21 protein-coding genes are annotated in these 25,252 nt (G+C 34.4%); 12 read left to right on the top strand and 9 right to left on the bottom strand.

Annotated features, from left to right (window positions below):
• Nucleotides 1-324: 324 nt before the first annotated feature.
• The 7 genes from ABTV69_RS00865 to ABTV69_RS00835 all read left to right on the top strand — a co-directional run bounded on the left by ABTV69_RS00865 (nucleotide 325) and on the right by ABTV69_RS00835 (nucleotide 11,620).
• Complete coding sequence (locus ABTV69_RS00865; protein WP_433833414.1) at nucleotides 325-3,351, top strand: SusC/RagA family TonB-linked outer membrane protein; 3,027 nt, start codon at nucleotides 325-327, stop codon at nucleotides 3,349-3,351.
• A 33-nt stretch (nucleotides 3,352-3,384) separates the two neighbouring features.
• The gene (locus ABTV69_RS00860) at nucleotides 3,385-4,977 is read left to right on the top strand and encodes a RagB/SusD family nutrient uptake outer membrane protein (RefSeq protein ID WP_433833412.1); all 1,593 of its coding nucleotides are present in this window, start codon (nucleotides 3,385-3,387) and stop codon (nucleotides 4,975-4,977) included.
• A 77-nt stretch (nucleotides 4,978-5,054) separates the two neighbouring features.
• Entirely contained in the window at nucleotides 5,055-6,146 is a 1,092-nt protein-coding gene (locus ABTV69_RS00855) for an endo-1,4-beta-xylanase (protein WP_433833410.1), read from the top strand.
• 183 nt (nucleotides 6,147-6,329) lie between these two features.
• The gene (locus ABTV69_RS00850; protein WP_433833408.1) at nucleotides 6,330-7,229 is read left to right on the top strand and encodes a PKD domain-containing protein; all 900 of its coding nucleotides are present in this window, start codon (nucleotides 6,330-6,332) and stop codon (nucleotides 7,227-7,229) included.
• A gap of 92 nt (nucleotides 7,230-7,321) precedes the next feature.
• Nucleotides 7,322-8,740 (top strand): hypothetical protein, encoded by a 1,419-nt coding sequence (locus ABTV69_RS00845; RefSeq protein ID WP_433833406.1) that lies wholly within the window; start codon nucleotides 7,322-7,324, stop codon nucleotides 8,738-8,740.
• 342 nt (nucleotides 8,741-9,082) lie between these two features.
• Nucleotides 9,083-10,885: a glycoside hydrolase family 2 protein gene (locus tag ABTV69_RS00840; RefSeq protein ID WP_433833404.1), complete on the top strand. Its 1,803-nt coding sequence runs from the start codon at nucleotides 9,083-9,085 to the stop codon at nucleotides 10,883-10,885.
• Nucleotides 10,886-10,990: 105 nt separating this feature from the next.
• Complete coding sequence (locus ABTV69_RS00835; protein ID WP_433833402.1) at nucleotides 10,991-11,620, top strand: MgtC/SapB family protein; 630 nt, start codon at nucleotides 10,991-10,993, stop codon at nucleotides 11,618-11,620.
• A gap of 16 nt (nucleotides 11,621-11,636) precedes the next feature.
• Here the strand turns inward: ABTV69_RS00835 and ABTV69_RS00830 are convergent, their stop codons facing one another.
• Entirely contained in the window at nucleotides 11,637-12,095 is a 459-nt protein-coding gene (locus ABTV69_RS00830; RefSeq protein ID WP_433833400.1) for a hypothetical protein, read from the bottom strand.
• Nucleotides 12,096-12,110: 15 nt separating this feature from the next.
• Nucleotides 12,111-13,586, bottom strand: coding sequence for a PLP-dependent aminotransferase family protein (locus ABTV69_RS00825; RefSeq protein WP_433833398.1), 1,476 nt, complete (start codon nucleotides 13,584-13,586; stop codon nucleotides 12,111-12,113).
• A 69-nt stretch (nucleotides 13,587-13,655) separates the two neighbouring features.
• Between ABTV69_RS00825 and ABTV69_RS00820 the strand changes: the two genes are divergently transcribed.
• A complete protein-coding gene (locus ABTV69_RS00820) occupies nucleotides 13,656-14,120 on the top strand; it encodes an N-acetyltransferase family protein (protein WP_433833396.1) in 465 nt (154 codons plus the stop codon).
• Nucleotides 14,121-14,155: 35 nt separating this feature from the next.
• The gene (locus ABTV69_RS00815; protein WP_433833394.1) at nucleotides 14,156-14,686 is read left to right on the top strand and encodes a GNAT family N-acetyltransferase; all 531 of its coding nucleotides are present in this window, start codon (nucleotides 14,156-14,158) and stop codon (nucleotides 14,684-14,686) included.
• A 1-nt stretch (nucleotide 14,687) separates the two neighbouring features.
• On the opposite strand, the gene ABTV69_RS00810 is transcribed toward ABTV69_RS00815, so the two are convergent.
• A complete protein-coding gene (locus ABTV69_RS00810) occupies nucleotides 14,688-15,488 on the bottom strand; it encodes an AraC family transcriptional regulator (protein WP_433833392.1) in 801 nt (266 codons plus the stop codon).
• A gap of 68 nt (nucleotides 15,489-15,556) precedes the next feature.
• Here ABTV69_RS00810 and ABTV69_RS00805 point away from each other — a divergent pair, with 68 nt between their 5' ends.
• Entirely contained in the window at nucleotides 15,557-16,696 is a 1,140-nt protein-coding gene (locus tag ABTV69_RS00805; RefSeq protein ID WP_433833390.1) for an Atu1372/SO_1960 family protein, read from the top strand.
• Between the two features lie 96 nt (nucleotides 16,697-16,792).
• Here ABTV69_RS00805 and ABTV69_RS00800 read toward each other — a convergent pair whose 3' ends face one another.
• The 6 genes from ABTV69_RS00800 to ABTV69_RS00775 form a co-directional block, all read right to left on the bottom strand.
• The gene (locus tag ABTV69_RS00800) at nucleotides 16,793-17,002 is read right to left on the bottom strand and encodes a hypothetical protein (RefSeq protein WP_433833388.1); all 210 of its coding nucleotides are present in this window, start codon (nucleotides 17,000-17,002) and stop codon (nucleotides 16,793-16,795) included.
• A 78-nt stretch (nucleotides 17,003-17,080) separates the two neighbouring features.
• Nucleotides 17,081-17,923 carry a DUF4249 domain-containing protein gene (locus tag ABTV69_RS00795; protein ID WP_433833386.1) on the bottom strand — a complete coding sequence of 281 codons (843 nt, stop codon included), beginning with the start codon at nucleotides 17,921-17,923 and terminating at the stop codon, nucleotides 17,081-17,083.
• 4 nt (nucleotides 17,924-17,927) lie between these two features.
• On the bottom strand, nucleotides 17,928-20,546 hold the full coding sequence (locus ABTV69_RS00790) for a TonB-dependent receptor (protein WP_433833384.1): 2,619 nt from the start codon (nucleotides 20,544-20,546) through the stop codon (nucleotides 17,928-17,930).
• A gap of 98 nt (nucleotides 20,547-20,644) precedes the next feature.
• Nucleotides 20,645-21,487: a FecR family protein gene (locus tag ABTV69_RS00785; RefSeq protein ID WP_433833382.1), complete on the bottom strand. Its 843-nt coding sequence runs from the start codon at nucleotides 21,485-21,487 to the stop codon at nucleotides 20,645-20,647.
• Between the two features lie 12 nt (nucleotides 21,488-21,499).
• The gene (locus ABTV69_RS00780) at nucleotides 21,500-21,709 is read right to left on the bottom strand and encodes a hypothetical protein (RefSeq protein ID WP_433833380.1); all 210 of its coding nucleotides are present in this window, start codon (nucleotides 21,707-21,709) and stop codon (nucleotides 21,500-21,502) included.
• Between the two features lie 46 nt (nucleotides 21,710-21,755).
• Complete coding sequence (locus tag ABTV69_RS00775) at nucleotides 21,756-22,277, bottom strand: RNA polymerase sigma factor (RefSeq protein ID WP_433833378.1); 522 nt, start codon at nucleotides 22,275-22,277, stop codon at nucleotides 21,756-21,758.
• Between the two features lie 256 nt (nucleotides 22,278-22,533).
• On the opposite strand from ABTV69_RS00775, the gene ABTV69_RS00770 reads away from it, so the two are divergent.
• Complete coding sequence (locus ABTV69_RS00770; RefSeq protein WP_433833376.1) at nucleotides 22,534-23,106, top strand: hypothetical protein; 573 nt, start codon at nucleotides 22,534-22,536, stop codon at nucleotides 23,104-23,106.
• A 3-nt stretch (nucleotides 23,107-23,109) separates the two neighbouring features.
• A complete protein-coding gene (locus ABTV69_RS00765; protein WP_433833374.1) occupies nucleotides 23,110-25,230 on the top strand; it encodes a cation:proton antiporter domain-containing protein in 2,121 nt (706 codons plus the stop codon).
• Nucleotides 25,231-25,252 lie beyond the last annotated feature (22 nt).

Here is a 25,252-nt window from a genome sequence, read left to right as displayed (position 1 = left end):
ACAGATTATAAAGATTAACACAGATTTTAAAAATCATTTTAATCCTAATAATCTGTGGCTGATTTTTTTTACACTCTGTGGTTTTTCTTTTCATGCTTTGCGGTAAAAATCTTTATTTGCTGAAGAAATTAAATGTCTGATAATTTTTTAAGTTTTTTATTATGAATCCTGTTTTTTAAGGCTTCAGAAGAGGTGAAATTCGTAAATAAGCACATTCACGCCCCCAAATGCGAATGTTTTTCTCCCCTAAAAACCTCATTTAATAATCACATTTGCAACATAAATCATGACTGATTTCTATCTAACTAACCAAAACAATTATTTATGAAAAAAAACAAACCTGTAAAGATGTTTTTTCTTGGAGGAAATTATCTAAAACTAGTTTTATTATTTCTGATGTGTATTCTCTCAACCACAGCGAGTGCACAAGAAAGTTCGATTACTGGACAAGTAGTCGATAATGCAGGAATTCCGCTGCCGGGTGTAAATGTACACGCCAAAGGAACTTCAAAAAGCACTCAAACCGATTTTGATGGAAATTTTACAATTAGTGTACCAGCAAAAAGCACCCTAGTTTTTTCTTTTATAGGAATGGACGAAGTTTCGATTGAAACAGAAAACAAGAAAAATCTAAAAGTCGTTTTAAAAGAAAGTTCACAAGCACTAGACGAGATAGTCGTAGTAGGTTACGGAACGAAGAAGAAAAGCGACGTAATCAGTTCTGTGGCTTCGGTAAAACCAGGCGATATGATAAAAGTAGCTACTTCAGATGTTGGAGAAATGTTGAGAGGAAAAGCTGCCGGAGTTCAAGTAAGTTTAAATGATGGCGGACCAGGAAGTTCTTCTTCGATTCAAATTAGAGGGAAAAAATCGATTAACGGAAGTAATGAACCTATTGTAATTGCTGACGGAATTGTAATCGGAAATATTAATGATATCAATGCGAATGATATTGCTTCTTTAGAAATTTTAAAAGATGCCGCAGCACAATCTATTTATGGAGCTAGAGCCGCAAATGGCGTTATTTTAATTACGACAAAAAGAGGAAAAACAGGGAAAGCAAAAATCTCTTATAATGGTTTTTCTGGAGTTCAAACGATCAATAGAAATTTTGATGTTTATACTGGAGAAGAATTTGCACAGCTAAAAAGAGAAGCCTACAGAACAAGTAATGGTGGAGTGTACCGACCAGATAATCAGGTTTTCACTCCACTTGAATTAGAATCTGTTCAATCTGGAAAATATATTGATTGGGAAAAATTGGTTTTAAGAACGGGTGTCACCAACAATCATAGTGTAAGCATTTCTTCTGGAACAGAGAAAACGAGTATATTTTCAAGTGTCAATTATATCAATACTTCGGGAGTAGTGCCAAATTCAGATTATGAAAAAGTAGCAATGAGGGTTAATGTCGATCAGAGAGTAAGAGATTGGTTGAAAATAGGAATGAATGTTTCACTGCAGTTTTCAGAATCGAATAGACCCAATGTTGGAAATATTCTGAACAATGCCATTACAACTTCGCCGCTTGGACAAGTGTATAATGAAGATGGGTCTTTCCGTTATTTGCCAGGGGGAATTCAGGAAACGCCAAATCCGCTGATTGATGTTTACGAAACCAATACTAATGAGTTAAACAGAAATGATATCATGAACATCTTTCTGGATATCAATCTAGCAAAAGGTTTTACCTATAAATTAAATGCCAGCCGCAGATCTTGGAATTATAAAGCAATGTCTTTCAACACTTCAAAATCTCTTTCTGGAATTGCCAATTCAGGACAAGGTAGCGGTTATATCGAGTATAAAGATAATGTAGAATATCAATTGAGTAATATTTTACATTACAATCTGAATCTAGCCGAAAAAAATCATTTTAACCTAACTGGAGTTTATGAGCTTACCTCATCAGAATACAATGATTTTAGAAACTCAGCAAGTAGAATTCCGAGTGATATTTTAGGAATTTACGGTTTAGAAAGTGCTTTTTTGAATACGCCGTTGATTGGTGGAAACGAAAGATCGCTTATCTCTTTCGCAGGAAAATTAGAATATGATTTTGACAACAAATATTATTTCACAGTTTCTGGAAGAGCTGACGGATCCTCGGTTTTCGGGGCCAACAACAAATGGGGATTCTTCCCAGCGGTAAACGCAGCATGGAATGTTACAAACGAAGAGTTCATGAAAGAACACGTACCTGTTTTAAGTAATTTAAAGTTAAGAGCGAGTTATGGTAAAGTAGGAAATCAGCCGAAAGATCCTTATCAAAGTATGGCAACAGCTGTACAGAGAGATTACATTATTAATGGTGTAAAAGTTTCCGGTTATGTTCCAGGAAATCAATTGTCAAATCCAGATTTAAGATGGGAAACCTCAACACAATTAAACTTAGCAGCCGATTTTGGTTTATTCAAAAACAGATTAAATGGTACAGTTGAGGTCTATAATACGGATACTTCAGATTTATTGATTTATGAAACGTTGAATGCCAACACAGGTTATACAACCAAACTTTCGAACATTGGAAAAGTAAACAACAAAGGTTTAGAAATTACTTTGAATGGAGATGTAATCAAAAAGAAAGATTTCAGATTGAATCTGGGAGCCACTTTCACTAAAAATAAAAACAGCATTGTAAGTATCTACGGAAAAGATGCAGATGGCGACGGAAGAGAAGATGATTCTGTCGGAAACTTATGGTTTATCGGAAAACCAATCGATGTGTATTATAGATATAAAGCGGTTGGAATTTATCAAGAAGGAGAAAATATTCCGTTGGTTACAGGAACCACCTTATATCCTGGAGATATAAAATTGTACGATGCAGATCCGTCAAACGGAGCAAATCCAAACCCAGATCAGGATCGTGTTATTACTTCGAAAATGCCAGATTGGTTCGGAACATTCTCTGTGGCTTTAGAATACAAAAATTTTGATTTCTCAGCAGACATTTATACCGTTCAGGGCGTTACTAGAGACAATTTGTTCTTATACGATTATGTAAAAGGAGGTTCTTTACGTGGAGTGAAAAACGGTATCAAGCAAGATTATTGGACACCAGAAAATCCGGGAGGAAATTGGCCGAGACCAAGAGACGGAAACGATCCACCGTATATCAATACTTTAGGTTTGCAAGATGCTTCTTATATCCGTATGCAAAACGTGTCGGTTGGATTTAAATTTCCAGAAAACACGATTAAAACTCTAGGATTAAGCAATATGAGATTGTATGTAACAGGAAGCAATTTGGTAACGCTTACAGATTATCAGTCGTATAGTCCAGAAAAAGAGATTAGCGATTATCCGGAACCTGTTACTTGTGTTATAGGTTTACAAGTAGGTTTTTAAAAAGATATTCAATAAAATAAAAATAACAAGATCATGAAAAACATAAATTTTCTATTTGTTTTGATATTCGGACTTTTTCTTGGACTTACTTCTTGCGAAGAATTTCTGGAAGAAAACGTAAAAGATCAAGTATCTGTAGATTATATCTACAACTCGCCAGCAGGTTTAGAAGTTGGTGTTAATGCACTTTACAATCAAATGCGTTTTTATAATTTGCCTTCGGGAGACAACAGCGATTTGTGGGCAAACGTATTCTTTATGGTGGCAACAGATTTAGGATTGCACAGAACTTGGAATACACCTTATGGAACAGGTCATAATCCGCAATCGTATACAGGTTCAAAATGGATTCAAGGTTATAAAATTATCGATAGATGTTCTGCTATAATCACCGCAGCAAGATCGGTAAAAATGGACGAAGCCGCGAAGAAAAAATTAGTGGCGCAAGCTCGTGTTATCAGAGGCGAATTGTATTTGGATTTAAAACAAATGTATGGCGGAATTTTAATTGATACCATTCCGACAACTCCGCAAAATATCAACGATCCAGTTGAATACAAAGTAGCAAGCGATGCCGACGTGTACCGATTAATTGATGCCGATTTGGATTATGCAATTGCCAATCTTCCTTTCAAAGTAGATCCAGGACGTTACGGTCAAGGCGTTGCAAGACATATTCGTGGAAAAAGCGCTTTATGGCAGCAAGATTGGGCAGGAGCAGCGGCACAATTTGATGCTATTATTAACGACGGAACTCATGGTTTAGTAGCACTTGCAGATGTTTGGGGACAAAACGGAAATCATAAAGAATCACTTTTTACGTATCAGAAAGACTATTTGTTAGGTCCAGAAGACAACTTGGCCGGAGGCGGAGGTTCTTGGTTAAGCAGTGTTTTTACCCACAGAACTTACGAATTAAATACAAACGAACTGGTGCAAGATGTCGCTTATGGAGGACAGGCATTAGGCTGGTTTTATCCAAATAATTATCTGAAATCACTTTACGATCAAGCAAACGATTTACGATTCAAGACTTACTATTATTCCGATAATTATCAGGATTATAAAATTAATGTTCCGGGAAATCCAAAATTCGGACAGCCAATTACCAATCCAGCAATTGCAGCCCCAAATGGAAATTATAGAGCTTGGCATTGGAGTTTGAAGAAATATCATGATACAGAAAAACTTCCAATGACTTCAAACAGCTATAAAGATTATATGTATTACAGATTGGCAGAAACCTATTTATTGGCATCAGAAGCGTATCATAATTTAGGAAATGATGCTAAAGCTTTAGCTTGCCTAAACAAAGTAAGAAGAAGAGGTTATACCGGAAATCCTGAAAGCGCAGTAACTACATTCGATTTGACAGCATGGACTTTAAACAATTATTTGGACGAATCAGCTAGAGAATTGGCTTTCGAGAATAACAGATGGTTTTTATTAAAGAGATTAGGACTGCTGGTAGAAAGACAAAATTTATATTTCCGTTCTAGTCCATCTGGAACTATTTCTGGAGAAGTGCAACTGAAAATGACTCCTGCAATGGTTAACATGCCAATTCCGCAAAGCCAAATCGATTTGATGGGAAAACCAGAAGGATTTAATGTTGGATATAATTAATGAAAAAAGGTTAAAGTTAGTAATAACCCTTCCGGAAGTCGGAATCCTGATCTGACTTCCGGATTAAAAAAGATAACATGATGAAACAATATATTTTAGTAGCATTGACTGCTTGGCTTTTTGCCTCATGCAGCAACGATGAGAAAGTAGTTTTTATAAATGCAGACGAAGGGGGCACTGGAAATCCAAACCCGATTACGCAGACTTTAAAAGAGAAAGCAAAATTTAAAATTGGCGCTGCGGTTAAAATGAAAGATTTGCAAAATGAAGCCAATTATAAAAATGCCGTTTTAAAACATTATAGTCAGATCACAGCCGAATTTGAAATGAAAATGGCAAGTATTTGGACATCTTCAACGGCGTACAATTATGCCGCTGCCGACTATTTAGTAAGTTTTGCCCAAGACAATAAAATAGAAGTTCACGGACATACTTTGGTTTGGTACGATTCGTTTCCAGAATGGTTTAAAAAAGCACAGTACGATTCTATTGCCTTCGAGTCAAAAGTCAAAGTTTATATTACAGATGTTGTAGGACGTTACAAAGGCAAAGTAAAAAGCTGGGACGTTGTAAACGAGATTTTTGCAGATGGAGGTGCGATGCGAAACGAAACTGTCATCAATTCTCTTTTTAAAGATCCAATCGGATTTTATGGAAGATGTTTCCGTTATGCAAAAGCAGCAGATCCAGATGCTAAATTATTTTACAACGATTATAGTGTGGTTTTGGACGCAGGAAAAAGAGCAGCCATTAAAAAAATGGTGACGAGATTCAAAGCCAACGGAGTGCCAATTGATGGTTTAGGAGATCAGTTTCACTATGCAACAGATACCAATAGACAAACCATGAAAACTGGTTTTACCGATATGGCTTCAACGGGATTGCTAATTCATATTTCAGAATTGGATATAAAAGTGAACACTAGCAAATCGGATTCATACGCATTTAACGATGTCGAAAATCAGAAACAAGCAGAAACGTATAAATACATCACCACTATGTATGAGGAATTGCCCCAAACTCAAAAATTCGCTATTTCAACTTGGGGAGTTACAGATAAATACACTTGGCTGACAAGTTTCTGGCACTCCAAAGAATATCCATTGCTTCTAGATGCTGATTATAATAAAAAACCAGCTTATCAAGGATTTTTAGATGGATTGAAGTAGATGAGAAGAGGAAAGAGGAAAGAGGAAAGAGGAAAGAGGAAAGAGGAAAGAAAGAAGAAAGATTTATGAGAAGTGTTCTTATTTGTTCAATTCTCTTAAAGGAAGAAAGAAACAAGATTCTAGGAAAGTCTTGCTTCTTTCCTCTACCAAATCTTAAAAATAATTAACCAAAAAACCGAAATCATGACAATAAAATTAAACCATATAGACAAATTCAAATATTTGCTTTTCGTACTTTTTGCCGTTTTGTTTTCTTGTGAAGACGATGTGCGCGAAGTCTATCTTTATAAAAAAGGAACAATAGAAGCCACTTCGACAAGTACGGCAATTAAAGGAGGAGAAACCATAACTTATACCGACTCGTCAACCAAAGTACGCGCTATAAAATGGACCTTTCAAGGCGGATCTCCAGGAGCTTCAATCGAGCCAAGTGTTGAGGTAAAATATACCAAAGCAGGAACATTTACAACAACTCTTGAGGTTACACATACTGATAATACAATTGAAAAGAAAACTTTTACCGTTGAGGTCGAAGCGCCGCCAACACCACCAATTGTTATTCCGACCGACGCGCTGAAAATTTATTCTGAAAATCCAGATTTTACCAAAACGGCTCCTGTTTTAAACTGGGTTTCAAGCAATCAGTTTGTCATTAAAGAGGTGGCGACTGACGGATATGAAGGCGCTTACAGAAACTTTACACTACCAGCAACACCGCCTGCTGCAGAAGCAAAATGGGCGATGGCGATTTTACAGTTTGTAAATTTTACGGATATCTCATCTTACACTTATATTAATATGGCGGTAAGAACAACCAGTACAGGAAAAATCAGATTTAGAATGAAGGATGCTTCTAATACGGGTTATGTCGAATTTGATGCCACCAGCAACCTTTACGGATTAAAAAGAGATGGAGCTTGGAACATGGTTAAAATCCCAATTGCAGATTATAAAAAGCAAAATCCGCTTTTAGATTTAACCAAGATTAAAGACATCTTAGTATTAAGAAGTGTTGATCCAGAAGATGTAAGAGCTTTAAATAATTACACTTTCGATATTGATCACATTTATTTATCTAAATAAGAAACCCCTACTTATTACACTATTTCCTAAATCACAGGGCAGTTTTTGCTCTGCCCTGTGATTTCTCAAAAAATAATTAAAAAACGAATTTAATGAAACATTCCATTTATGCATTGTTCTGTTTTATAAGCCTGATTTCACTACAAGCACAGAATAAAATTACATACCAGAAAGTCGAAGCCAGACAAAATGCATTAGATCCAAAATGGGTTGCTTATGAGGCTAAAACAATTGATAAACTCCCAGGTTTTAGTATAAAAAAACAAGAACCGACTTCGATTTATGGCGGTTTTAAAGTGTGGCAAAAAGAAGCAACAGGTTTTTTTAGAACGGAAAAAATAGACAATAGATGGTGGATTATTGATCCAGAAGGTTATCCGTTTATTTATAAAGGAATCGCCGTTTTCAACGCAGGACGTTCTGTGAACCAACAGAAAGCATTTGATAAAAAATACGGAAGCAAGGAAAATTGGGTCAAACAAGAATCAAAATTACTTCGCGATAACGGATTCAATGGCGTAGGAGCATGGTCGAATGTTGACTTGGTTCGAAATGCAGAAAATCCGCTGGTTTATACTGTAATTATTTCGCCAATGGGAATGTATCACTCTGATCATATTAAAAAATATGGAGGAAAATATAAAGAAGCCAGTTGGCAGAATTACCGTTTTGATTTGGTAATGGTGTTCGACAAAGAATTTGATGCTTATGTCCAAAAAGCAGTAGAAGAGGTTTCTCAATACAAAAATGATAAGTATTTGATGGGTTATTTTACTGATAATGAGCTTCCGTGGTACAACGACGCATTAGATAAACATTTAACTTTATTGGCCAAAGATGAGCAGGGTTATTTCGCTGCAAAAGCTTGGTTGGATAAAAGAAAAGGTTTTAATGCATCAGTTTCGGACATTACGCAGGAAGATAGAATGGCCTTTACAGCTTTCTATTTTGAAACATATATGAAAAAAGTAACCGAAGCGTTAAGAAAAGCAGATCCGAACCACATGTACTTAGGATGCCGTTTTAATCAGGATAAAGAACAGGAATTAACAAACCCTGAAATCTTTAAAGTAGCCGGAAAGTACATGGATATTATTTCTATAAACCATTATAGAAAATGGGAACCAAGTCAGGACCTAATGAACAATTGGGGAGAATGGTCGGGAAAACCGTTTTTAATTACAGAATGGTATACTAAAGGAGAAGATTCAGGATTACCGAATAATACAGGTGCAGGTTGGCTGGTTCGAACGCAAAAGGAAAGAGGACTTTTTTATCAAAATTTCACTTTGGATTTGCTGAAAAACAAAAACAGCGTCGGTTGGCATTGGTTTAAATATATGGATAACGATCCACAGGATTTAAGTACCGATTATTCGAACAGGGATTCAAACAAAGGAATTGTAAACAGCAATTTCGAACCGTATCAGCCTTTGCTAAAGGAGATGAAAGTGATTAATGACAATGCTTACGAGCTGACACGTTATTTTGATATAAAGAATAAAGAATAAAGAATAAAGAATAAAGAATAAAGAATAAAGAATAAAGAATAAAGAATAAAGAATAAAGAATAAAGAATAAAGAATAAAGAATAAAGAATAAAGAATAAGCTTAATCTACAAAATTTGCGAGCGAATAATTTTTTCCAAAGATTTAGCAGATAAGAAGATAAATCAGCTTGTATAGATTGAACGCTGATCAAACAGATTTGTTTTCGCAAAAGCGCAAAAAAAAAGCAGATTTTATTTTATTGAAAAATCCGTTTTTATCCGCGTCTTCGTGACAACGAATCCGTTTAATCCGCGTCCAAATATAGTGGCTGCAGTAAATCATATAATTAAAATAAAAACAATATGAAAAAAATTGTAATGCTGTGCTGTACTTTTCTTTTAATGGGAAAAACGATGGCGCAGGAAGTTCCGTTGGTATCTAATATTGCAGCAAGAAACAATATTACTTTAAACGGAAAATGGAGTTATATCGTAGATCCGTTAGAAAACGGCTATTACGATTACCGTTTGATGCCGTTTAAAAACAACGGATTTTTTGAGAATAAAAAATGGAACACCACAGATTTAACCGAATACAATTTCGCAACTTCTGCTATAATGGATATTCCGTCTGATTGGAATTCGAAAGACGAAAGATTGTTCTTTTACGAAGGAACGGTCTGGTTTCAGAAAGACTTTAATTATAAAAAAGATTCTAAAACCAGAGGAATTCTACATTTCGGAGCAGTCAATTATGATGCGAAAGTTTATGTAAACGGAAAAATGGCGGGAACTCATGTTGGAGGTTATACGCCTTTCAATTTTGATGTAACTGACTTATTAGTGGATGGCAACAATTTCGTAGTAGTAAAAGTAGACAACAAACGCCATAAAGACAATGTGCCGACGGTAAATATGGATTGGTGGAACTACGGTGGCATCACGAGAGATGTGACTTTAGCTCAAGTTCCGAATACCTATATTGAAGATTATTTGGTTCAATTGGACAAAAAAGAAAAAGGGAAAATCTCTGGTTGGATAAAATTGAATAGTGAAAGTGGCAATCAATCGGTTTCCATTTCGATTCCCGAATTAAAAATCAAAAAGAATGTTACGACTGATGCGAAAGGAATGGCGTATTTCGAAATCAAAGCAAATCCCGTTTTATGGACACCTGAAAAACCAAAATTATATGATGTGACCATAAGCAAAGCAGATGAAAATATTGTGGATCAAATTGGATTCAGAACTATTGAAACGAAAGGGAAAGAAATTCTCCTAAACGGAAAAAAAGTCTTTTTACGCGGGATTAGTATTCACGAAGAAGCGCCTTTTAGATCAGGAAGAGCTTGGTCTGAAGATGATGCGATTACCTTGCTAACTTGGGCAAAAGAATTGGGATGTAATTATGTTCGCCTCGCACATTATCCGCACAACGAAAATATGGTAAGACAAGCCGAAAAAATGGGAATTATGATTTGGTCTGAAGTTCCAGTTTATTGGACCATTTCGTGGACAAATCCAGATACTTATGCCAATGCAGAACATCAATTGCATGATATGATTTACAGAGATAAAAACCGTTGCGGCATCGTAATTTGGTCCATTGCCAATGAAACACCGCATAGTGATGAAAGAGATGTTTTTTTAAGTAAATTGGCTAAATACGCGCGTACGCAAGACAATTCTCGTTTGATTAGTATGGCTATGGAAGTAACTAAAAGTCCAAACAATGTGAATACACTTCATGACAATATGAATGAATTTGTAGATATTGTCAGTTTCAATCAATATTTAGGCTGGTACAGAGGAACAAACGAATCTTGCAAAGACATGCAATGGGTAATTCCGTATAATAAACCGGTTATCATCAGTGAATTTGGTGGCGAAGCATTACAGGGGCTTCACGGTGATAAAAAAGAACGCTGGAACGAAGAATATCAGGAAGAATTGTATATTCAAAATACGCAAATGTTTAACAGAATTGAAGGTTTAGCTGGAGTTTCTCCTTGGATTTTAGTCGATTTTAGATCTCCAAGAAGACAGTTGCCAAACATTCAGGATTTCTTTAATCGTAAAGGATTGATTTCTGATCAGGGAATTAAAAAGAAGGCTTTTTATGTTATGAAAGATTGGTACGCACAGAAAGAACTAGAATATAAGTAAAATATAAGTTTTAGATAAAGAGAATAAGCCTTCAAAGTCAATTTTGATTTTGAAGGTTTTTTTGTGTTTTTTATGTAATTTTATTTGAAAAAATAGCAGATTTAAATGGAGATAGAAATTATCATCAGATTGCTTTTAGCAACATTTTGGGGAGCTTTAATTGGTGCCGAAAGAGAATACAAAGGAAAAGCGGCTGGACTTCGCACCACAATAATGATTTCTGTTGGAGCTTGTTTTTTTACTCTAATGTCTCAATGGATTGGCGGAGCAGGAAATCCAGATCGTATAGCTTCTAATATTGTTACTGGTTTAGGTTTTCTGTGTGCGGGAGTAATCTTTAGATCAGACAGTCATGTTTCGGGCATTACAACGGCGGCGACAATATGGTCGGTTGCGGCTGTTAGTATGGGCGTAGGAGCGGGATATTATTTTGCTTCGGCTTGTGCAGCGCTTATGATTCTTATAATTTTAACGATGCTAACGGTTCTTCAAGATAAAATTGACCTCATCAATGAACATAAAATTCTCCGAATAACTTTTAAACGTTCAGATAATGGTCACGAAAGATGCAAAGAACTTTTTTCGACTTATAAAATCAAATCAAAATTGATTACGCAAAGACGCAATTCAGATCATGTGGTTTTAGAATGGCAGATACACGGGTCTAAAAATGCTATAGAATCTTTGTATGCTTCGCTTTTAGTAGATCCAATTTTTGAGGAATTGGTGTTATAGATATGTTTAAATCGTATTATTCAGATTTATATATTATCGAATTTTCTTTTACAAATTTTACATTTGATTCTTCACTTATAATTGTTATTTCAGAACTGTAGAGAAGTTTATTCTTATCATAAAAGTTAATATTTCTTGTATCAGAGTCTAATTCTACTTTCATTCCTTTTTTCAAATCAATTGAAATATAATGATATATTTCAGCAACAGAATCTTTTATTGCATAAGGATATAAATTTTCATTTACAAATGGCATGAAAGTTTTTGTGTTTGTGTGAGCAATTTTTAAAGTAATTATTCCGAAGGAGTGATTTTTTGAAATCTTTAAATCTATAATGTTCCCATTAATCTTAATATTATTCTTTAAAAGTTTTATGCTTTTTGAGGCTTCATTTGTCCAAAAATTAAAAAGAATAAAAGATAAAATCAGGGTTGATATGATGAAAAAGTATTTTGAAAATTTATGTTTAAACATGTTTTTTAATTTTAATCACACTAACTTTTTTAATATCTCAACACTTCTCTCTAATTCCTCTTTAGAAGAAGAAGCAAAACCAAGTCTAGTTCCGTTTTCATTATAATTGGAATATCGATGTGTCTTTCCATCAGAAATATACAATCCTTTTTTATAGGCTTCTTTTGCCAATTGTTCTAAATTGATTGATTGATCAAATTTAGTCCAAACCGTCATTCCTCCTTGCGGAATAGCAAAATCAACAGCATTTTTTAATTCACTATCTAATAAATTGCAGAAATGATTTCGTTTGCCCTCATAAATAGTAAGAGATTTTCGTAGATAACGCTGTACTGTTCCATCACTTATAATTTCTGCCATTGCATTATCAAGAATATGATCGCCTTGTCTGTCCAGAAGTACGCGAACCTTCGTCAAATGTTCGATTACATTTTCTGGAGCGGCTAAATATCCCATTCTGAAAGCAGGAGAAAAACTCTTGCTGAAAGAACCGCAATAAATCACCATTCCGTTTTCATCAGCACTTGCTAAAGGAAGTAACGGACGATTGCTGTAATGAAAATCAAAATCGTAATCATCTTCAAAAATGATAAAGCCATATTCGTTTGCAAGTTCTAATAATTCCAATCGACGGTCAATGCGAAGTGCAACAGTTGTTGGATAATGATGATGTGGTGTAATGTACACCATTCGAACTTTGTTCTTTTGGCAAATCTTTTTTAGTTCTTCTACAACTAAACCATACTCATCAACAGGAATCCATATGTGTTGGGCTTTTGCGTGAAGAAAATTATTTTCGGCACGACGCCATCCAGGAACTCCCGAGACAATAATATCATTTGGTTGTATAAGTCCATTACAAACCAAATTGACTCCCATAACAGTTCCTCGTACTGATAATATATTTTTGGGAGTTGTTTTTAAACCACGAGTTTCATTTAAATGTTTTGAAATAGCTTCTTTATAATAATCTGAACCGTCTGGATTGCCATAACTTCCAAATTTATTATAAAGTCCACTTCGGGTTAATTGGTTTCGATAAGCTCTGTAAAGTTCTTTTAAAGGAGCCAGTTTCGGATCTGGAAAACCATCATCAAAATGAAGTTGCGTTTTAGGAACAAAAAAAGAGTTTTCTAAATACGGAGGTTTATCAATAGTAAAACCAGCCACTTTTTGTGCTTTATTAGATTTATCTTGAAGTTTCTCAGGTTTAATTTCAGGTATATGTGCAGATACAAAAGTACCGCGTCCCGTAAAACTTTCAAGCCAGCCTTGATTTTGTAATTCTTCAAATGCTTTAGAAACAGTAATTCTATTAATTCCAATAAAAAGAGCAATGTCTCTTGAAGAAGGTAATTTTTGCCCCGTTTGAAGTTTTCCTTCTTTTATAGAAAGCAATAAAAAGGCAGCCAACTGAAGATATATCGGTTTGTCTCCATTTGCATTCAAATCGAGATTACTAAAAACCATTTGTAAAATTGGACTATTCATTTTGAATAAATTGGACTACAAATATAATCCAATATAAAATTACTTTTGAATTTTAAAAGATAAAACATTATGAATGAAGTAAATATAGTAATTAGAAAGGCACAGGAAAATGATGCTGAAAAAGTTTGGGGTTTAATGCGAGATTTGGCATTATTCGAAAAATATATTGATGTTTTTGCCGTTACACCGGAAATCGTTCGCGAAAGCGGATTCAGAAAAAGTCCGCCTGATTTTTATTGTATCGTTGCAGAAAATGTAGAAGAAATTGCAGGAATGCTGGTCTATTATTTTTTGCCTTACACTGCTGTAAATAAGCCTGCCATATATTTAAAAGAATTATATGTAAATGAAAAATATAGAGGACAAAAAATTGGCGAACAATTGATGACTGCTTTGCACGAAGAAGCAAAACAAAATAATTGTTGCCAAATTAAATGGACAGTAGCGCCTTGGAACGATGCAGGGAAAAAGTTTTATGAAAGACTTGGAGCCAATGAAAACAAAGATTGGCTTAACTACGAATGGAATCTTTAAATATTGATTAATTTTAGAATAGAAAAAATCAGATTATGAATTTTAATTTACAACCCACTTTAGAAAATGACCTTTGCATTCTATCTCCTTTAGAAGAAAAAGATTTTGAAGATTTATATAAAGTAGCTTCCGATCCTAAAATTTGGGAACAGCACCCGAATAAAGATCGATGGAAAAAAGAAGTCTTCGAAAAGTTTTTTGAAGGAGCAATGCAAAGTAAAGGTGCTTTTAAAATTATAGACAAAGAAACTGGAGAAGTTGTCGGCAGTACAAGATTTTACGACTTTAATCAAGAAGAAGATTATATCCTTATTGGCTATACTTTTTATGCGGTTTCCTGCTGGGGAAATGGTTTTAATCTAAGTGTAAAAAAGACGATGCTCGATTATCTTTTTAAATATGTTTCTAAAGTTAGATTTCATATTGGAGCAGAAAATATTCGTTCACAAATTGCAATTTCAAGAGTAGGAGCCAAAAAAATAGCCGAAGAAGAAGTGGCATATTTTGGAGAAAAACCAAAATTGAATTTTGTTTATGAAATTGATAAGGCAAATTGGATCAGCTAAATCATTTTCTAAGTTTTGGCTTTTCCTGAATCACAGTAAAATAAGAAGTACTAAAAGCCGAAAGACTTTTGTAACCAACCAAATGAGCAATTTGACTTAAAGTATATTGATTGGTATCTAAAAGTTCAATGCTTTTTAAAATACGAATTAACTGCAAATATTTTTGAAGCGTAATATTGGTTTTCTGTTTAAAAATTCTTTGCAAACTGCGAACTGACATTTGGGCTAAATTGGCCAATTCGTCAATTTCAAATGCATATTGGTAATTTTTGTTGATGTAATCGCAAACAGGAATCAAACGATTATCTGCAGGAACTGGAATTTGAAGTGAATTGTTTTCTTGACAAAAGTTCGGAAGACTCGTTAAAATCGCTTTTAAGAAATTGGCTTGTTCTTCGTTTTCAGTTAAAAGTTTATCCCATTTTTGAGCGTAAAGAATCATTTCTTTTAAAACATTGGGAGCTGAAAAAACATGTACATTTTGAAAAAAATCTTGTTCGGGTACAGATTTGAATAAAGCAATAATCAAATTTACCGTTTTCGATTCAGAAGAAATGCGGTGTTCTTTTTTGGTCGGAATCCAGATAACATGGTTTTGCGGAACGAGATAAGTTTTTTCTTCAATATGAAAATATTGATAGCCTTCTTCTACATAAGTTAATTGGTAACGTTTGTGTGTATGAACATAATCGTCATGCTGCCAGTTTTTATCATACCAAACATAAGCGTTTGTTTGAATATTATCTTCAAATTGACCTTCCTTTTTTTCGGATAAACCGCATTTTAAATTGGCGTTCTGCATGTACTTTTTGGCAAAGTTAATAAAAACGTCATGGCTAATTTTGTAAATGAATATAATTTACAATAAACATGAAGAAGTTACATCTCCTTTGGATCGGTATTTTGACAGCATTAGCAATCAACACAATTGAAGCGCAAAATAAAAAAGCGAACATTTTGATACTTATACATTCTGACAATGGTGGAACTTACGAATTGGCAAAAGAAGTTGCTAAAGGAATCGAAAGCGATCAGAATGCTACAGCAATCATAAAACAAGTAAAAACAGCAGCAAATTCTAAATTAAAAGATATTCCAGTTGCAACTGTTGAAGAATTACCATCTTATGACGGAATTGCATTTGGTTCTCCAGTTTATTTTGGAAATATTAGTACAGCAATGAGTGAGTTTCTTTCTAAAACAGTCGATTTATGGTCGAATCATGCTTTAGAAGGAATGCCTGCAACGGTTTTTATGTCGGCTGGAAGTGGAGCTGGAAAAGAATTGGCCCTACAATCTTTTTGGAATAGTTTGGCTGTTCACGGAATGGTTTTAGTTTCAAACGGAATTAGAGGCAACGAAAAAATAGACAAGAAAATTCCGCAGGGAAATTCTGTTTTAGGAACAACGAGTTTGGCTTCTTTAAAAGATGTAAAAAGACCAACTGAAAGCGAGCGTTATTTAGCAGAATTGCAAGGGAAAAATTTTGCTAAAGTTGCATTTGCTTTAAAAGGAACTTTTTCTAAAAAAGAAATTACGCTAAAAGAAGAACCTTCAATTAATAATATTTTAAAATCGAAAAATATTGTATTGCCTCAAGTGCCAAAACCAGCAGGAAATTATCAGCCTTATGTGCGAACAGGAAATTTGATATTTATTAATCAAGTAGCTTTGAAAGAGGGAAAAATCTTGAATCCAGGTAAATTAGGATTCAATCTTGATGAACAACAAGTAAAAGAGGCAACAGAACAGACAATGCTAAATGTGATTTCAGTTTTGAATGAAGCAGTTGAAGGCGATTTAAATCGTGTAAAGCGTTGTGTGCAACTCACAGGAATTTTCAATACCAAAGACGATTATACCAAACATGCCTATTTAATGAATGTTGCTTCAAATCTTACTGTTGAAATTTTTGGAGAAAAAGGAAAACATGCGAGAGCAACTTTTGGGGCTTCATCAATTCCTGTAAATTCTTCTGTAGAAATTCAGGCTGTTTTTGAAGTGGAATAAAAATGAAAGATTTATAGAAAAGAAAAACCCTTAGACAAGAATGTTTAAGGGTTTTATTTATTCATTATTTTCTACTAGTAGATTTGTGTTCTTTCTTTAGTTAACAGAGTCCAATTTCTTTACAACAAGATTTTTAATTGTATCCAATGGTTCTTCTTTATCCTCTTTCCTTTCTTTTTGGACCTCATGTAAATCTTTACCCATTTTTGCTACACCGTTACCAAATTTTATTCCGATGTAAAGATAAAAAGTAACAACTGCAATTGTTATAATTAGGATTGTATAAAAAAAGAGTCTTTTGTTCATTTTTTCTTCCTCTTTTTAACTGTTTGAGAGAATTTGATATGATGAAATTAAGAAAATTTCGCATGATGTACAAATATCTTACTCCACTAAATAATTAACCTGATCGGCTTCGCAAAGTCTAAAATAACCAAATGCAAAATTAGTAGCATCGGCAGTATTTACAATGTTTCCTCTAATGGTTCCAGGAGGAACAGAAAATGGATTAGAATTTGAAGCTTCTAAAATTAATTTCCAATAATTAAAGAAATTTTTAGATACACCTCTGTGCGTAATGGTTACGGTGTTTCCAGGTTTCATTTTGTCTTCATCAGAATATCTCGTACTGATTTCGTTTCCGTTATAGAATTCATCATTTGTGATTTCATATTCTGGATAAATCAAAAATGAAGCTTGATAATCGGTTACGTAAAAATTGGTTTGGTCTGCGGGATCGTTGTAATAAAACGTTAGCTCGATTATATCTTTTCCGTCAAAATCAGGAACAATTTTCTGTTCCACTTTATTGATTGGAGTTACAGATGTTAACTTTTCAACAGCCGTAAAACTTTGTCCTTCAGCTTGTACAAAAAGTGTGTAATCCATATCAATTACAGGAACAAAATTGGTGCATTTGTAAACACCTGCTTCAGTTTCATTAAATGTAAAAATATCTCCGTTACTGTTTTCAACTCGTACTTGCGCGCCAGAAACTTTTGGGGTAGAATTATTGTAATAAGGAGCCGTTTTACTGATTTTTATCGTTTGTTCTTTTCCATCAGTTCCTTTTTTCCAAATGATTTCAGCATCGATTACAAGTTTGGTTTCGCCAGTGGGCAAATCAAGGTTTACCACATCTTCGCATGAAGCGAAAGAAAAAACAAAAAGAAGACTTATTAATGCCAGTGCTCTATTCATTACCGTATATTTTTTCAATTTATTCATAGCATTAAAATTTAAAATTATAAGAAACCCCAGGTACAATTCCGAAAATCGAAAGTCTTCTGGTTTCATTTGCCCCTGTATCTTCATTTGTAGTAAAACTCATAGAAGCAGCATTTTTTCTGTTGTAAACATTGTAAAGGCTAAACACCCAATAGCTTTGCCATCCTTTCTTTTTGTCTGGTTTTGGCGTATAAGTTGCCGCAAGATCAAGATGGTGGAAAAGAGGCAGTCTGTTTTCGTTTCTCAAAGAATAATTCGGAACATGAATACCGCCCATTTCATAATATCCATTAGCATACGTTACAGGCTGACCAGATTGTAAAGTAAAATTACCATTGAAAGACCATTTCGGATTCAATTCATAACTTCCCACAATGCTCAAATTATGCAATTTGTCGTATCCCGATAAATACCAATCACCGTTTGCAATTCCTGGTTCTTCTGGAGTTCTTCCAGGTGTTTTTTGCTCGGCTCTAGATAAAGTATACGAAACCCATCCTGTGAAAACGCCTGCATTTTTTCTGAACAATAGTTCCATTCCATACGATCTGGCTTTTCCGTTTAAAATAACTTGCTCAATATTATTGTTAGCCAAAATATCAGCACCGTCAATATAGTCAATACGATTTTGAACATTTTTATAAAATAATTCGGTTTCTAAAGAGTAATCTCCGTCTCTGAAATTTTTAAAATAACCCATCGCGTACTGATCCAAAAGCTGAGGTTTTGTAAAAGGTCCGCTTGGTGTCCAGATGCTCATTGGCAGTGGAGATTGCGTGTTTGATAGAATATGAATGTACTGTGCCATTCTATTGTAACTCGCTTTTATAGAAGTTTCGTCGTTAAAAGCATAAGACAAGGCAGCTCTCGGCTCAAAATTGTTGAATTTGCTGATGGTTTTTCCTTTTCCGTAAGAGATGCTTCCGTTTGGAGTTCCTTCTTCATAAATATTATACAACGGATTATATACTACAGCCTGACCATTTTCGTAAGTGCTGATGGTTTCATCTCCTAAGCGGTAAAACATGCTGTAACGAAGCCCATAACGGAAAGTCAGTTTCTCTGTAATTTGATTTTCGAAATCAACAAAAGCAGAAGCTTCTAAAGCATATTTTTTATCCAGCTGCATATAGTTAAACTGCGAATCTGGAGAAGTTGGCTTTACAACACCAGGATTGAAATTGTAATACAAACCATCAATACCATAATTGATTTTGAATTTTTCAGACTGCTGCAAGTTCCAATTGTATTTCAAACCGTAACTCTGGATGTTGCTGTCCCATTTGAAACTTTCAATCGGAATTTCCAAATTAAATCGGTAATCACTGTAGAAAGTAGATAAATTGCTGTTTAAACGATCAGAGAATTTATGTTTCCAGCTTAAAATACCCATTGTGCTTCCGTAAGTACTGGCAAAACGGTCGTTAATGTCGAATAAATCATTTCCGAAATAACCAGAAAACGAAAGGGTGTTTTTGGCATTAAAACGGTAATTCAATTTTGCATTCAAATCATAAAACATGGCTGAGTTATTATTATCCGCCAATTTCATAAACAAATGCGCATAAGAAGCACGTCCCGACAGAATGAAAGAACCTTTTTCTTTTTCCAATGGACCTTGAACTAAAAGACGGCTAGAAATAATTCCGATTCCTCCATTTACTTTATATTCTTCAAAATCTCCCGTTTGCTGCGTAACATCAAGAACAGAAGAAACGCGTCCTCCAAATTTTGAAGGAATTCCTCCTTTGTATAAATCTAATCCGCTTACGATATCAGCATTGAAAATAGAAAAGAACCCAAACATATGCGAATCTGCATATACAGGAGCACCATCCAAGAGAATCAAATTCTGATCGGCAGCACCACCACGAACGTTAAAACCTGAAGAAGCTTCTCCCGCATTCGTAACTCCAGGCAAAGTCAAAATCGATTTTAAAGGATCTGGTTCGCCCATTGCAACTGGAATTTTTTTGATTTCCTGCATCGAAAGCTTGTTCACACTCATTTGTGTGGTTTTAATATCAACTGCTTTGTTGTTCATTACAATAACTTCTCCCAATTGCTGACTGTCGGCATCGATGTTGAAATTAATTTTAGTATCGTCAGAAACAGAAACTCGTTTTTCTTCATTTTTAAATCCAACATAACTTACCTGAACCGTATAACTTCCATTTGGAACATCGATACTGTATTTTCCATTTGCATCTGTTACAACACCCGTTTCCAGTTCTTTGACATAAATATTGGCACCAATAACAGGCTGTCTTTCATCATCAAGAACGTGACCGGTCAGCTTGCTTTTTTTTTTCGGAGCTTTTTGAATTTGAGCTTTCTGTTTTACAAAAATATTGTTGCCTGTTATAGAAAACTGAACAATTGCAGTTTTGTTAAGTTCTGCTATAAGCTTGTCAACAGTAGTTTGCGTAAAAGTGTTTTTTTGCGTGAAATACTTTTTATTCGTATCAATTTGATCTGTAAAGGCAAATTTATAATCGGTTTGACTTTCAATCTGTTTGAAGAATTCTTTTAAAGTTACATTTTGATCTACAGTTATGGTAACGCTTTGAGCGGACATGCACAAACTGAATAAAAAAAAGCACGCTGAAATTATATGCTTCATGAATTTTTGTATTTTTGAATATTATTAAATGGATAACTTAATGTTATCCTGAACATTAGGAGGATGTGGAGTTTCGCGGCTTACATCCTTTTTTGTCTTCATTGAAAAGTGATCTGCTTTAAATCTTCATTTATTTCAAAGTTTAGGTTATACATTTCTGATAGTAATTGTAGAATCGTTTTTAAATCTTCTTTTCTATTGATACGAATCGTAATTTTCTGATCTTGATTTTCTTTTGGAAGAGCTACTTTATAGCCGTAATTTTCTTCGATGTAGTGGCTTACAGCAGAAAGACTTTCGTTGTCAAAATCTACAAATCGGCTAAATTCTGATACCGAAGCAGTTTGGTTTCCATAGGTGAATTTTTCTCCCGGTTTCAAAATCCATTTTTGGTTTTGTCCTTTGACATTCATTTGAACGCTTCCTTCAAAAAGTTCCACCGTGATTTCTTCGTTTTCAGATTCTTTCACTGTAAAAGAAGTTCCTAAAACCGTAGTTGTAGTTTCGTTACAGAAAACCTGAAAAGGATGCTGTTTGTCTTTCTTCACTTTAAAATAGACCTCGCCATCCATCTGGATTTTTCTATTTAAAGCAAAATCGTTTCCGTAAATAATTTTAGCATTTGGTCTCAATTCTACTTTTGAGCTGTCTGGTAAAACGACATACTTAATTGTTGAGGTTGTATTCTCAATCACATTTTCAGCAAGAACTACATTTTCGGCAGAAGGCTTTCCACTAAAATACAATCCTGTTCCAATAAGCACAAAAATTGCGACGGAAGCCGCAGCATAAAGATACCAAGGCTTACGCTTTCTTTTCTTTTCTGTAAATGTTTGAGCATAAAATTGTTCCCACGAAGCTTCTTTTTCGTCGTCGGAATGAGAAAGGGGAGACTCTTCCCATAATTTTTTAAATTCCTCGTCAAATTTCTCCTGATCCATCTTTTCTGGCTATTAAATGATTTGACAATGAAATCCTTGTTTGGTAAAAACACGGTAAACCATTTCTTGAATATCGCGATTCGTTTCGATTTTAAGGATGTTTTCGCGTCCTTGTCGATCAAAATTGATGATACAATCAGAAATGACAAACTGCAAAAGCGCTACAAGCAAACTTGCATCTTTCTTTGTTTTGACATTTGTTTTATAAGCTTCAATGTGCATTTTTAGTTCTTGTTTTTTAGTATAACAAACGAGAACTAAAAAGTTCCTAATGGTTTTCGATTTTTTTTCGAATAAATTTACTGGCGAGATAAATATGATTGGCAATAGTTTTCTCAGAAAGATCTGTTAACTCTGCAATCTCCTTATAGCTAAGGTTTTCCAGTTTGTGTAAAGTGAATATTTTTTGCTGCTGTTCCGGAAGCTGATTTATGAAATTTTGTAGTTTTTCTTGTCTTTCTTCAAAAATTCCTGAATCTGGCTCTTCCTGCGGCACATCAACTTGAGAAGGATCAAGCTGAATTATTTTGTTTTCTCTGTTAATGTGATTAAGAATAATGTTCTTGCAGATAACAAATAGCTGCTTGTCAAACAGCACCTCTTCGTTAAGCAATTCTTTTTTATTGTATAATCGTATGAAAGTTTCCTGAACAAAGTCTTCAGGTGTAAAAACAGAAGAATGGAATCGTTTGGCAATATTTATCAGTTTGTCGTAGTAGCTGAAGTACACTTCCTTGAAAGCTGCCTCATTACCTTTTTTTAAACTTAAAATAAATCTTTTATTGTCCATAACGAAAATATCGTGACTAACTTCCTAGTCTAAACTCATTGGTGTCAATATTATTGTATCCAAAAAATGAGCATCTCAAATCAGGAATGTAATAAGTTGCAAAGAACCGTAATTAAATTTAAGATTGGACGTTTTTGTTGGAGAAATGTTACAAATTTTATAATTATAAATAGTGCTAAAAGATTCATTTTTCTAGATTTTATCCAGATAAAAGAATTTTTATGCTTAAATTGTAAAGAACAAAATTCAAATAATTATGACTTTACAAAGACTTTTGGTTTTAATCCTGATCCTTTTTTCGATTTCTTGCAGTAATAAAAAAGAGCAAGAACTTACAGAAAGAGAAAATATTCTGTTGCAACGCGAAAAGAAATTTGCCGACAAAGAAGCTGAATATGAACTGTTGCTGAAAATGAAAGACAGTATTCAATCTACTATTGCGGTAAAAGATACACTTCCAAAAGTACAAGTTTGGCCTGATTCTCTTAAAACGAAATGGAACAGTAAAATGGTCTGCCGAGAATCAAATTGCAGTAATTATGTTATTGGCGACCAACGCACAGAAGTTTGGGATTTTCTATCTGATTCTATCGGAATTTATGCCAATGTATTAAACAACAAAGAGCTTAAAAGGGTATTTAGAGGACAATATTTGGTTAATAAAATAGTGCTCGATTCGGCAATCGAAAGTTCGTCTAAGAACAATATAAAAATTAATGTTGTTCTAGATGACATTAAAAAAAACGTCATAAAAGGTACACAAACTATTACAGGACAAAATAATTGCACGGCAAAATTCTCAGTTGAACTTACGCCTTCTAAAAAATAATTTATGTTTTTAAGTATACATCACATTACGCTTCCAATAGAAGATCCGCTTTTAAAATTTCTTATAGAACTTATTATAATATTATGCATTCCGCTTTTATTAAATAAGATTAAAGTTCCGCATCTCTTAGGTCTTATCATTGCTGGAGCGGTTATTGGTCCAAATGGTTTTGGAGTGCTTTCCAGAGACAGCAGTGTAGTAGTAACGGGAACTACGGGACTTTTGTATATTATGTTCTTGGCGGGATTGGAAATTGACATGGCCGATTTCAAAAAAAATAAATGGAAAAGCATCCTATTTTCTCTTTACACTTTTGCAGTTCCTTTTGTTTTAGGTCTTGTTGGAGGATATTATTTATTGGGTTTTTCACTGTTGACTTCGGTGCTTTTTGCTAGTTTGTTCTCGTCGCATACTTTAATTGTCTATCCAATGGTGAGCGGTTTGGGAATCGCTAAGAATCTTGCGGTAAATATAACTGTCGGCGGAACTATGATTACCGATGTTCTCTCATTACTTGTTTTGGCAGTTGTTGTCGGAATGTCGCAGGGCGAAGTAGGAACTGCTTTTTGGGTAAAACTTTCTGTTTCGATGGTGCTTTTTACGTTAATCGTTTTGCTGGTTTTTCCCATTATTGCGAGATGGTTTTTCAAAAATGTAGAAGATAAAATTTCCCAGTATCTTTTTGTTATTGTTATGATTTACCTGGCTGCGCTTCTAGCTGAACTTGCCGGAATCGAATCTATTATAGGAGCTTTCTTTGCTGGACTTGCCTTAAACCGATTAATTCCGCATACATCTTCTTTAATGAATAGAGTAGAGTTTGTTGGGAATGCTATTTTTATTCCTTTCTTCCTAATAAGTGTCGGAATGCTAATTGATTTTAGCGCTTTTATTCAAAGCTGGGAAACATTGTGGGTAGCCGCAATTATGCTTGTGGCTTCAATTGGAGGAAAATATTTTGCCGCAATGCTGACCAAAAAAACATTTAAACTTACGAATGACGAAGGTCAGCTTATTTTTGGAATGAGTTCTGCATCTGCTGCTGCAACATTAGCTTCTGTTATGGTTGGTTATAATATTATTATTGGCGAAAATGATGCAGGAGAACCTATAAGACTTTTGAATGAACATGTACTTAACGGAAGCATTCTTTTAATATTAATTTCTTGTACGGTTTCTTCATTTGTTTCAATGGCAAGCGCACAGCGAATAGCAGATGCTGATAAAGATGATAAAGTGTCGGGTAAAAGTGAAGAGAAGGAAAATATTCTTCTGGCTCTTAATCACGAGGAAACGGTAGAAAAAATGGTAAATCTAGGACTTATAGTAAAAACAGCAACCAATAAAGACCGCGTTTTTGCTGTAAATGTGATTAATGAAGAAGAAAATGAATCATCAGTAAAAAATGCAGAAAAGATTTTAGGGTCGGCGGTAAAAGCAGCTTCTGCAGCTGATGTCAAGCTCACTCCAATTACGCGTCATGATAATGATACAGCAAGCGGAATTAGTAATGTTATTAAAGAAAAAGAAATAACGGATCTGATTGTGGGATTAGAAGAAGGAAAGGGATTTTCGGCTTCTTTCGTTTTTAATCTTTATAATGGCTATCTTAAAAATAAGAATGTAAATTTAATGGTTTATCATGCTGTACAGCCTGTTTCAACTATAAAAAAATATATTGTTATGATTCCTGAAAATGCAGAAAAAGACGCTGGTTTTTTTCATTCCATGCTTCGAATTTGGAACATTGGCCGTAATTCGGGTGCCAAAATGAGTTTTTATGGAAAAGACAAAACGATGCAACTTTTGAAAAGAATTGTAAAAAAAGCAACTATCGAGGCATCATTCAATATAATCGCTTCGTGGCAGGAAGCGCAAGAAACAGCTTTTAATTTAGGAGAAGATGAAGGATTGATTATCATGATGGCCGACCAAGGAATGTATTCTTACGTCCAGCAAATGCGAGATGTGCCAGATTTACTCAACAAACGAGTCGTCAATAATAATTACATGCTGATTTATCCTTTTTCTAAAACTGAAAAAAATACAACCGAGAAAAGAGCGGTTAGCAGTCATGACGATTTTGTTGAAATTGGAAAAATAATTCGAAATATCTTTAAATAAGATAAAGGCCCTTAGACAGAAA

It is taken from the genome of Flavobacterium anhuiense (genome assembly GCF_050990855.1).
Classification (GTDB): domain Bacteria; phylum Bacteroidota; class Bacteroidia; order Flavobacteriales; family Flavobacteriaceae; genus Flavobacterium; species Flavobacterium anhuiense_C.
Note: the sequence above shows the minus strand (reverse complement) of the source record. Positions and strands in the feature narration are given on the sequence as shown.

Coding starts and splice junctions, on each gene's coding strand:
- ABTV69_RS00860 (WP_433833412.1), top strand. CDS start 3,385: ATGAAAAACATAAATTTTCTATTTGTTTTGATATTCGGACTTTTTCTT.
- ABTV69_RS00830 (WP_433833400.1), bottom strand. CDS start 12,095: ATGTTTAAACATAAATTTTCAAAATACTTTTTCATCATATCAACCCTG.
- ABTV69_RS00850 (WP_433833408.1), top strand. CDS start 6,330: ATGACAATAAAATTAAACCATATAGACAAATTCAAATATTTGCTTTTC.
- ABTV69_RS00775 (WP_433833378.1), bottom strand. CDS start 22,277: ATGGACAATAAAAGATTTATTTTAAGTTTAAAAAAAGGTAATGAGGCA.
- ABTV69_RS00780 (WP_433833380.1), bottom strand. CDS start 21,709: ATGCACATTGAAGCTTATAAAACAAATGTCAAAACAAAGAAAGATGCA.
- ABTV69_RS00770 (WP_433833376.1), top strand. CDS start 22,534: ATGACTTTACAAAGACTTTTGGTTTTAATCCTGATCCTTTTTTCGATT.
- ABTV69_RS00790 (WP_433833384.1), bottom strand. CDS start 20,546: ATGAAGCATATAATTTCAGCGTGCTTTTTTTTATTCAGTTTGTGCATG.
- ABTV69_RS00810 (WP_433833392.1), bottom strand. CDS start 15,488: ATGCAGAACGCCAATTTAAAATGCGGTTTATCCGAAAAAAAGGAAGGT.
- ABTV69_RS00840 (WP_433833404.1), top strand. CDS start 9,083: ATGAAAAAAATTGTAATGCTGTGCTGTACTTTTCTTTTAATGGGAAAA.
- ABTV69_RS00865 (WP_433833414.1), top strand. CDS start 325: ATGAAAAAAAACAAACCTGTAAAGATGTTTTTTCTTGGAGGAAATTAT.
- ABTV69_RS00855 (WP_433833410.1), top strand. CDS start 5,055: ATGATGAAACAATATATTTTAGTAGCATTGACTGCTTGGCTTTTTGCC.
- ABTV69_RS00815 (WP_433833394.1), top strand. CDS start 14,156: ATGAATTTTAATTTACAACCCACTTTAGAAAATGACCTTTGCATTCTA.
- ABTV69_RS00820 (WP_433833396.1), top strand. CDS start 13,656: ATGAATGAAGTAAATATAGTAATTAGAAAGGCACAGGAAAATGATGCT.
- ABTV69_RS00805 (WP_433833390.1), top strand. CDS start 15,557: ATGAAGAAGTTACATCTCCTTTGGATCGGTATTTTGACAGCATTAGCA.
- ABTV69_RS00800 (WP_433833388.1), bottom strand. CDS start 17,002: ATGAACAAAAGACTCTTTTTTTATACAATCCTAATTATAACAATTGCA.
- ABTV69_RS00835 (WP_433833402.1), top strand. CDS start 10,991: ATGGAGATAGAAATTATCATCAGATTGCTTTTAGCAACATTTTGGGGA.
- ABTV69_RS00795 (WP_433833386.1), bottom strand. CDS start 17,923: ATGAATAAATTGAAAAAATATACGGTAATGAATAGAGCACTGGCATTA.
- ABTV69_RS00785 (WP_433833382.1), bottom strand. CDS start 21,487: ATGGATCAGGAGAAATTTGACGAGGAATTTAAAAAATTATGGGAAGAG.
- ABTV69_RS00765 (WP_433833374.1), top strand. CDS start 23,110: ATGTTTTTAAGTATACATCACATTACGCTTCCAATAGAAGATCCGCTT.
- ABTV69_RS00825 (WP_433833398.1), bottom strand. CDS start 13,586: ATGAATAGTCCAATTTTACAAATGGTTTTTAGTAATCTCGATTTGAAT.
- ABTV69_RS00845 (WP_433833406.1), top strand. CDS start 7,322: ATGAAACATTCCATTTATGCATTGTTCTGTTTTATAAGCCTGATTTCA.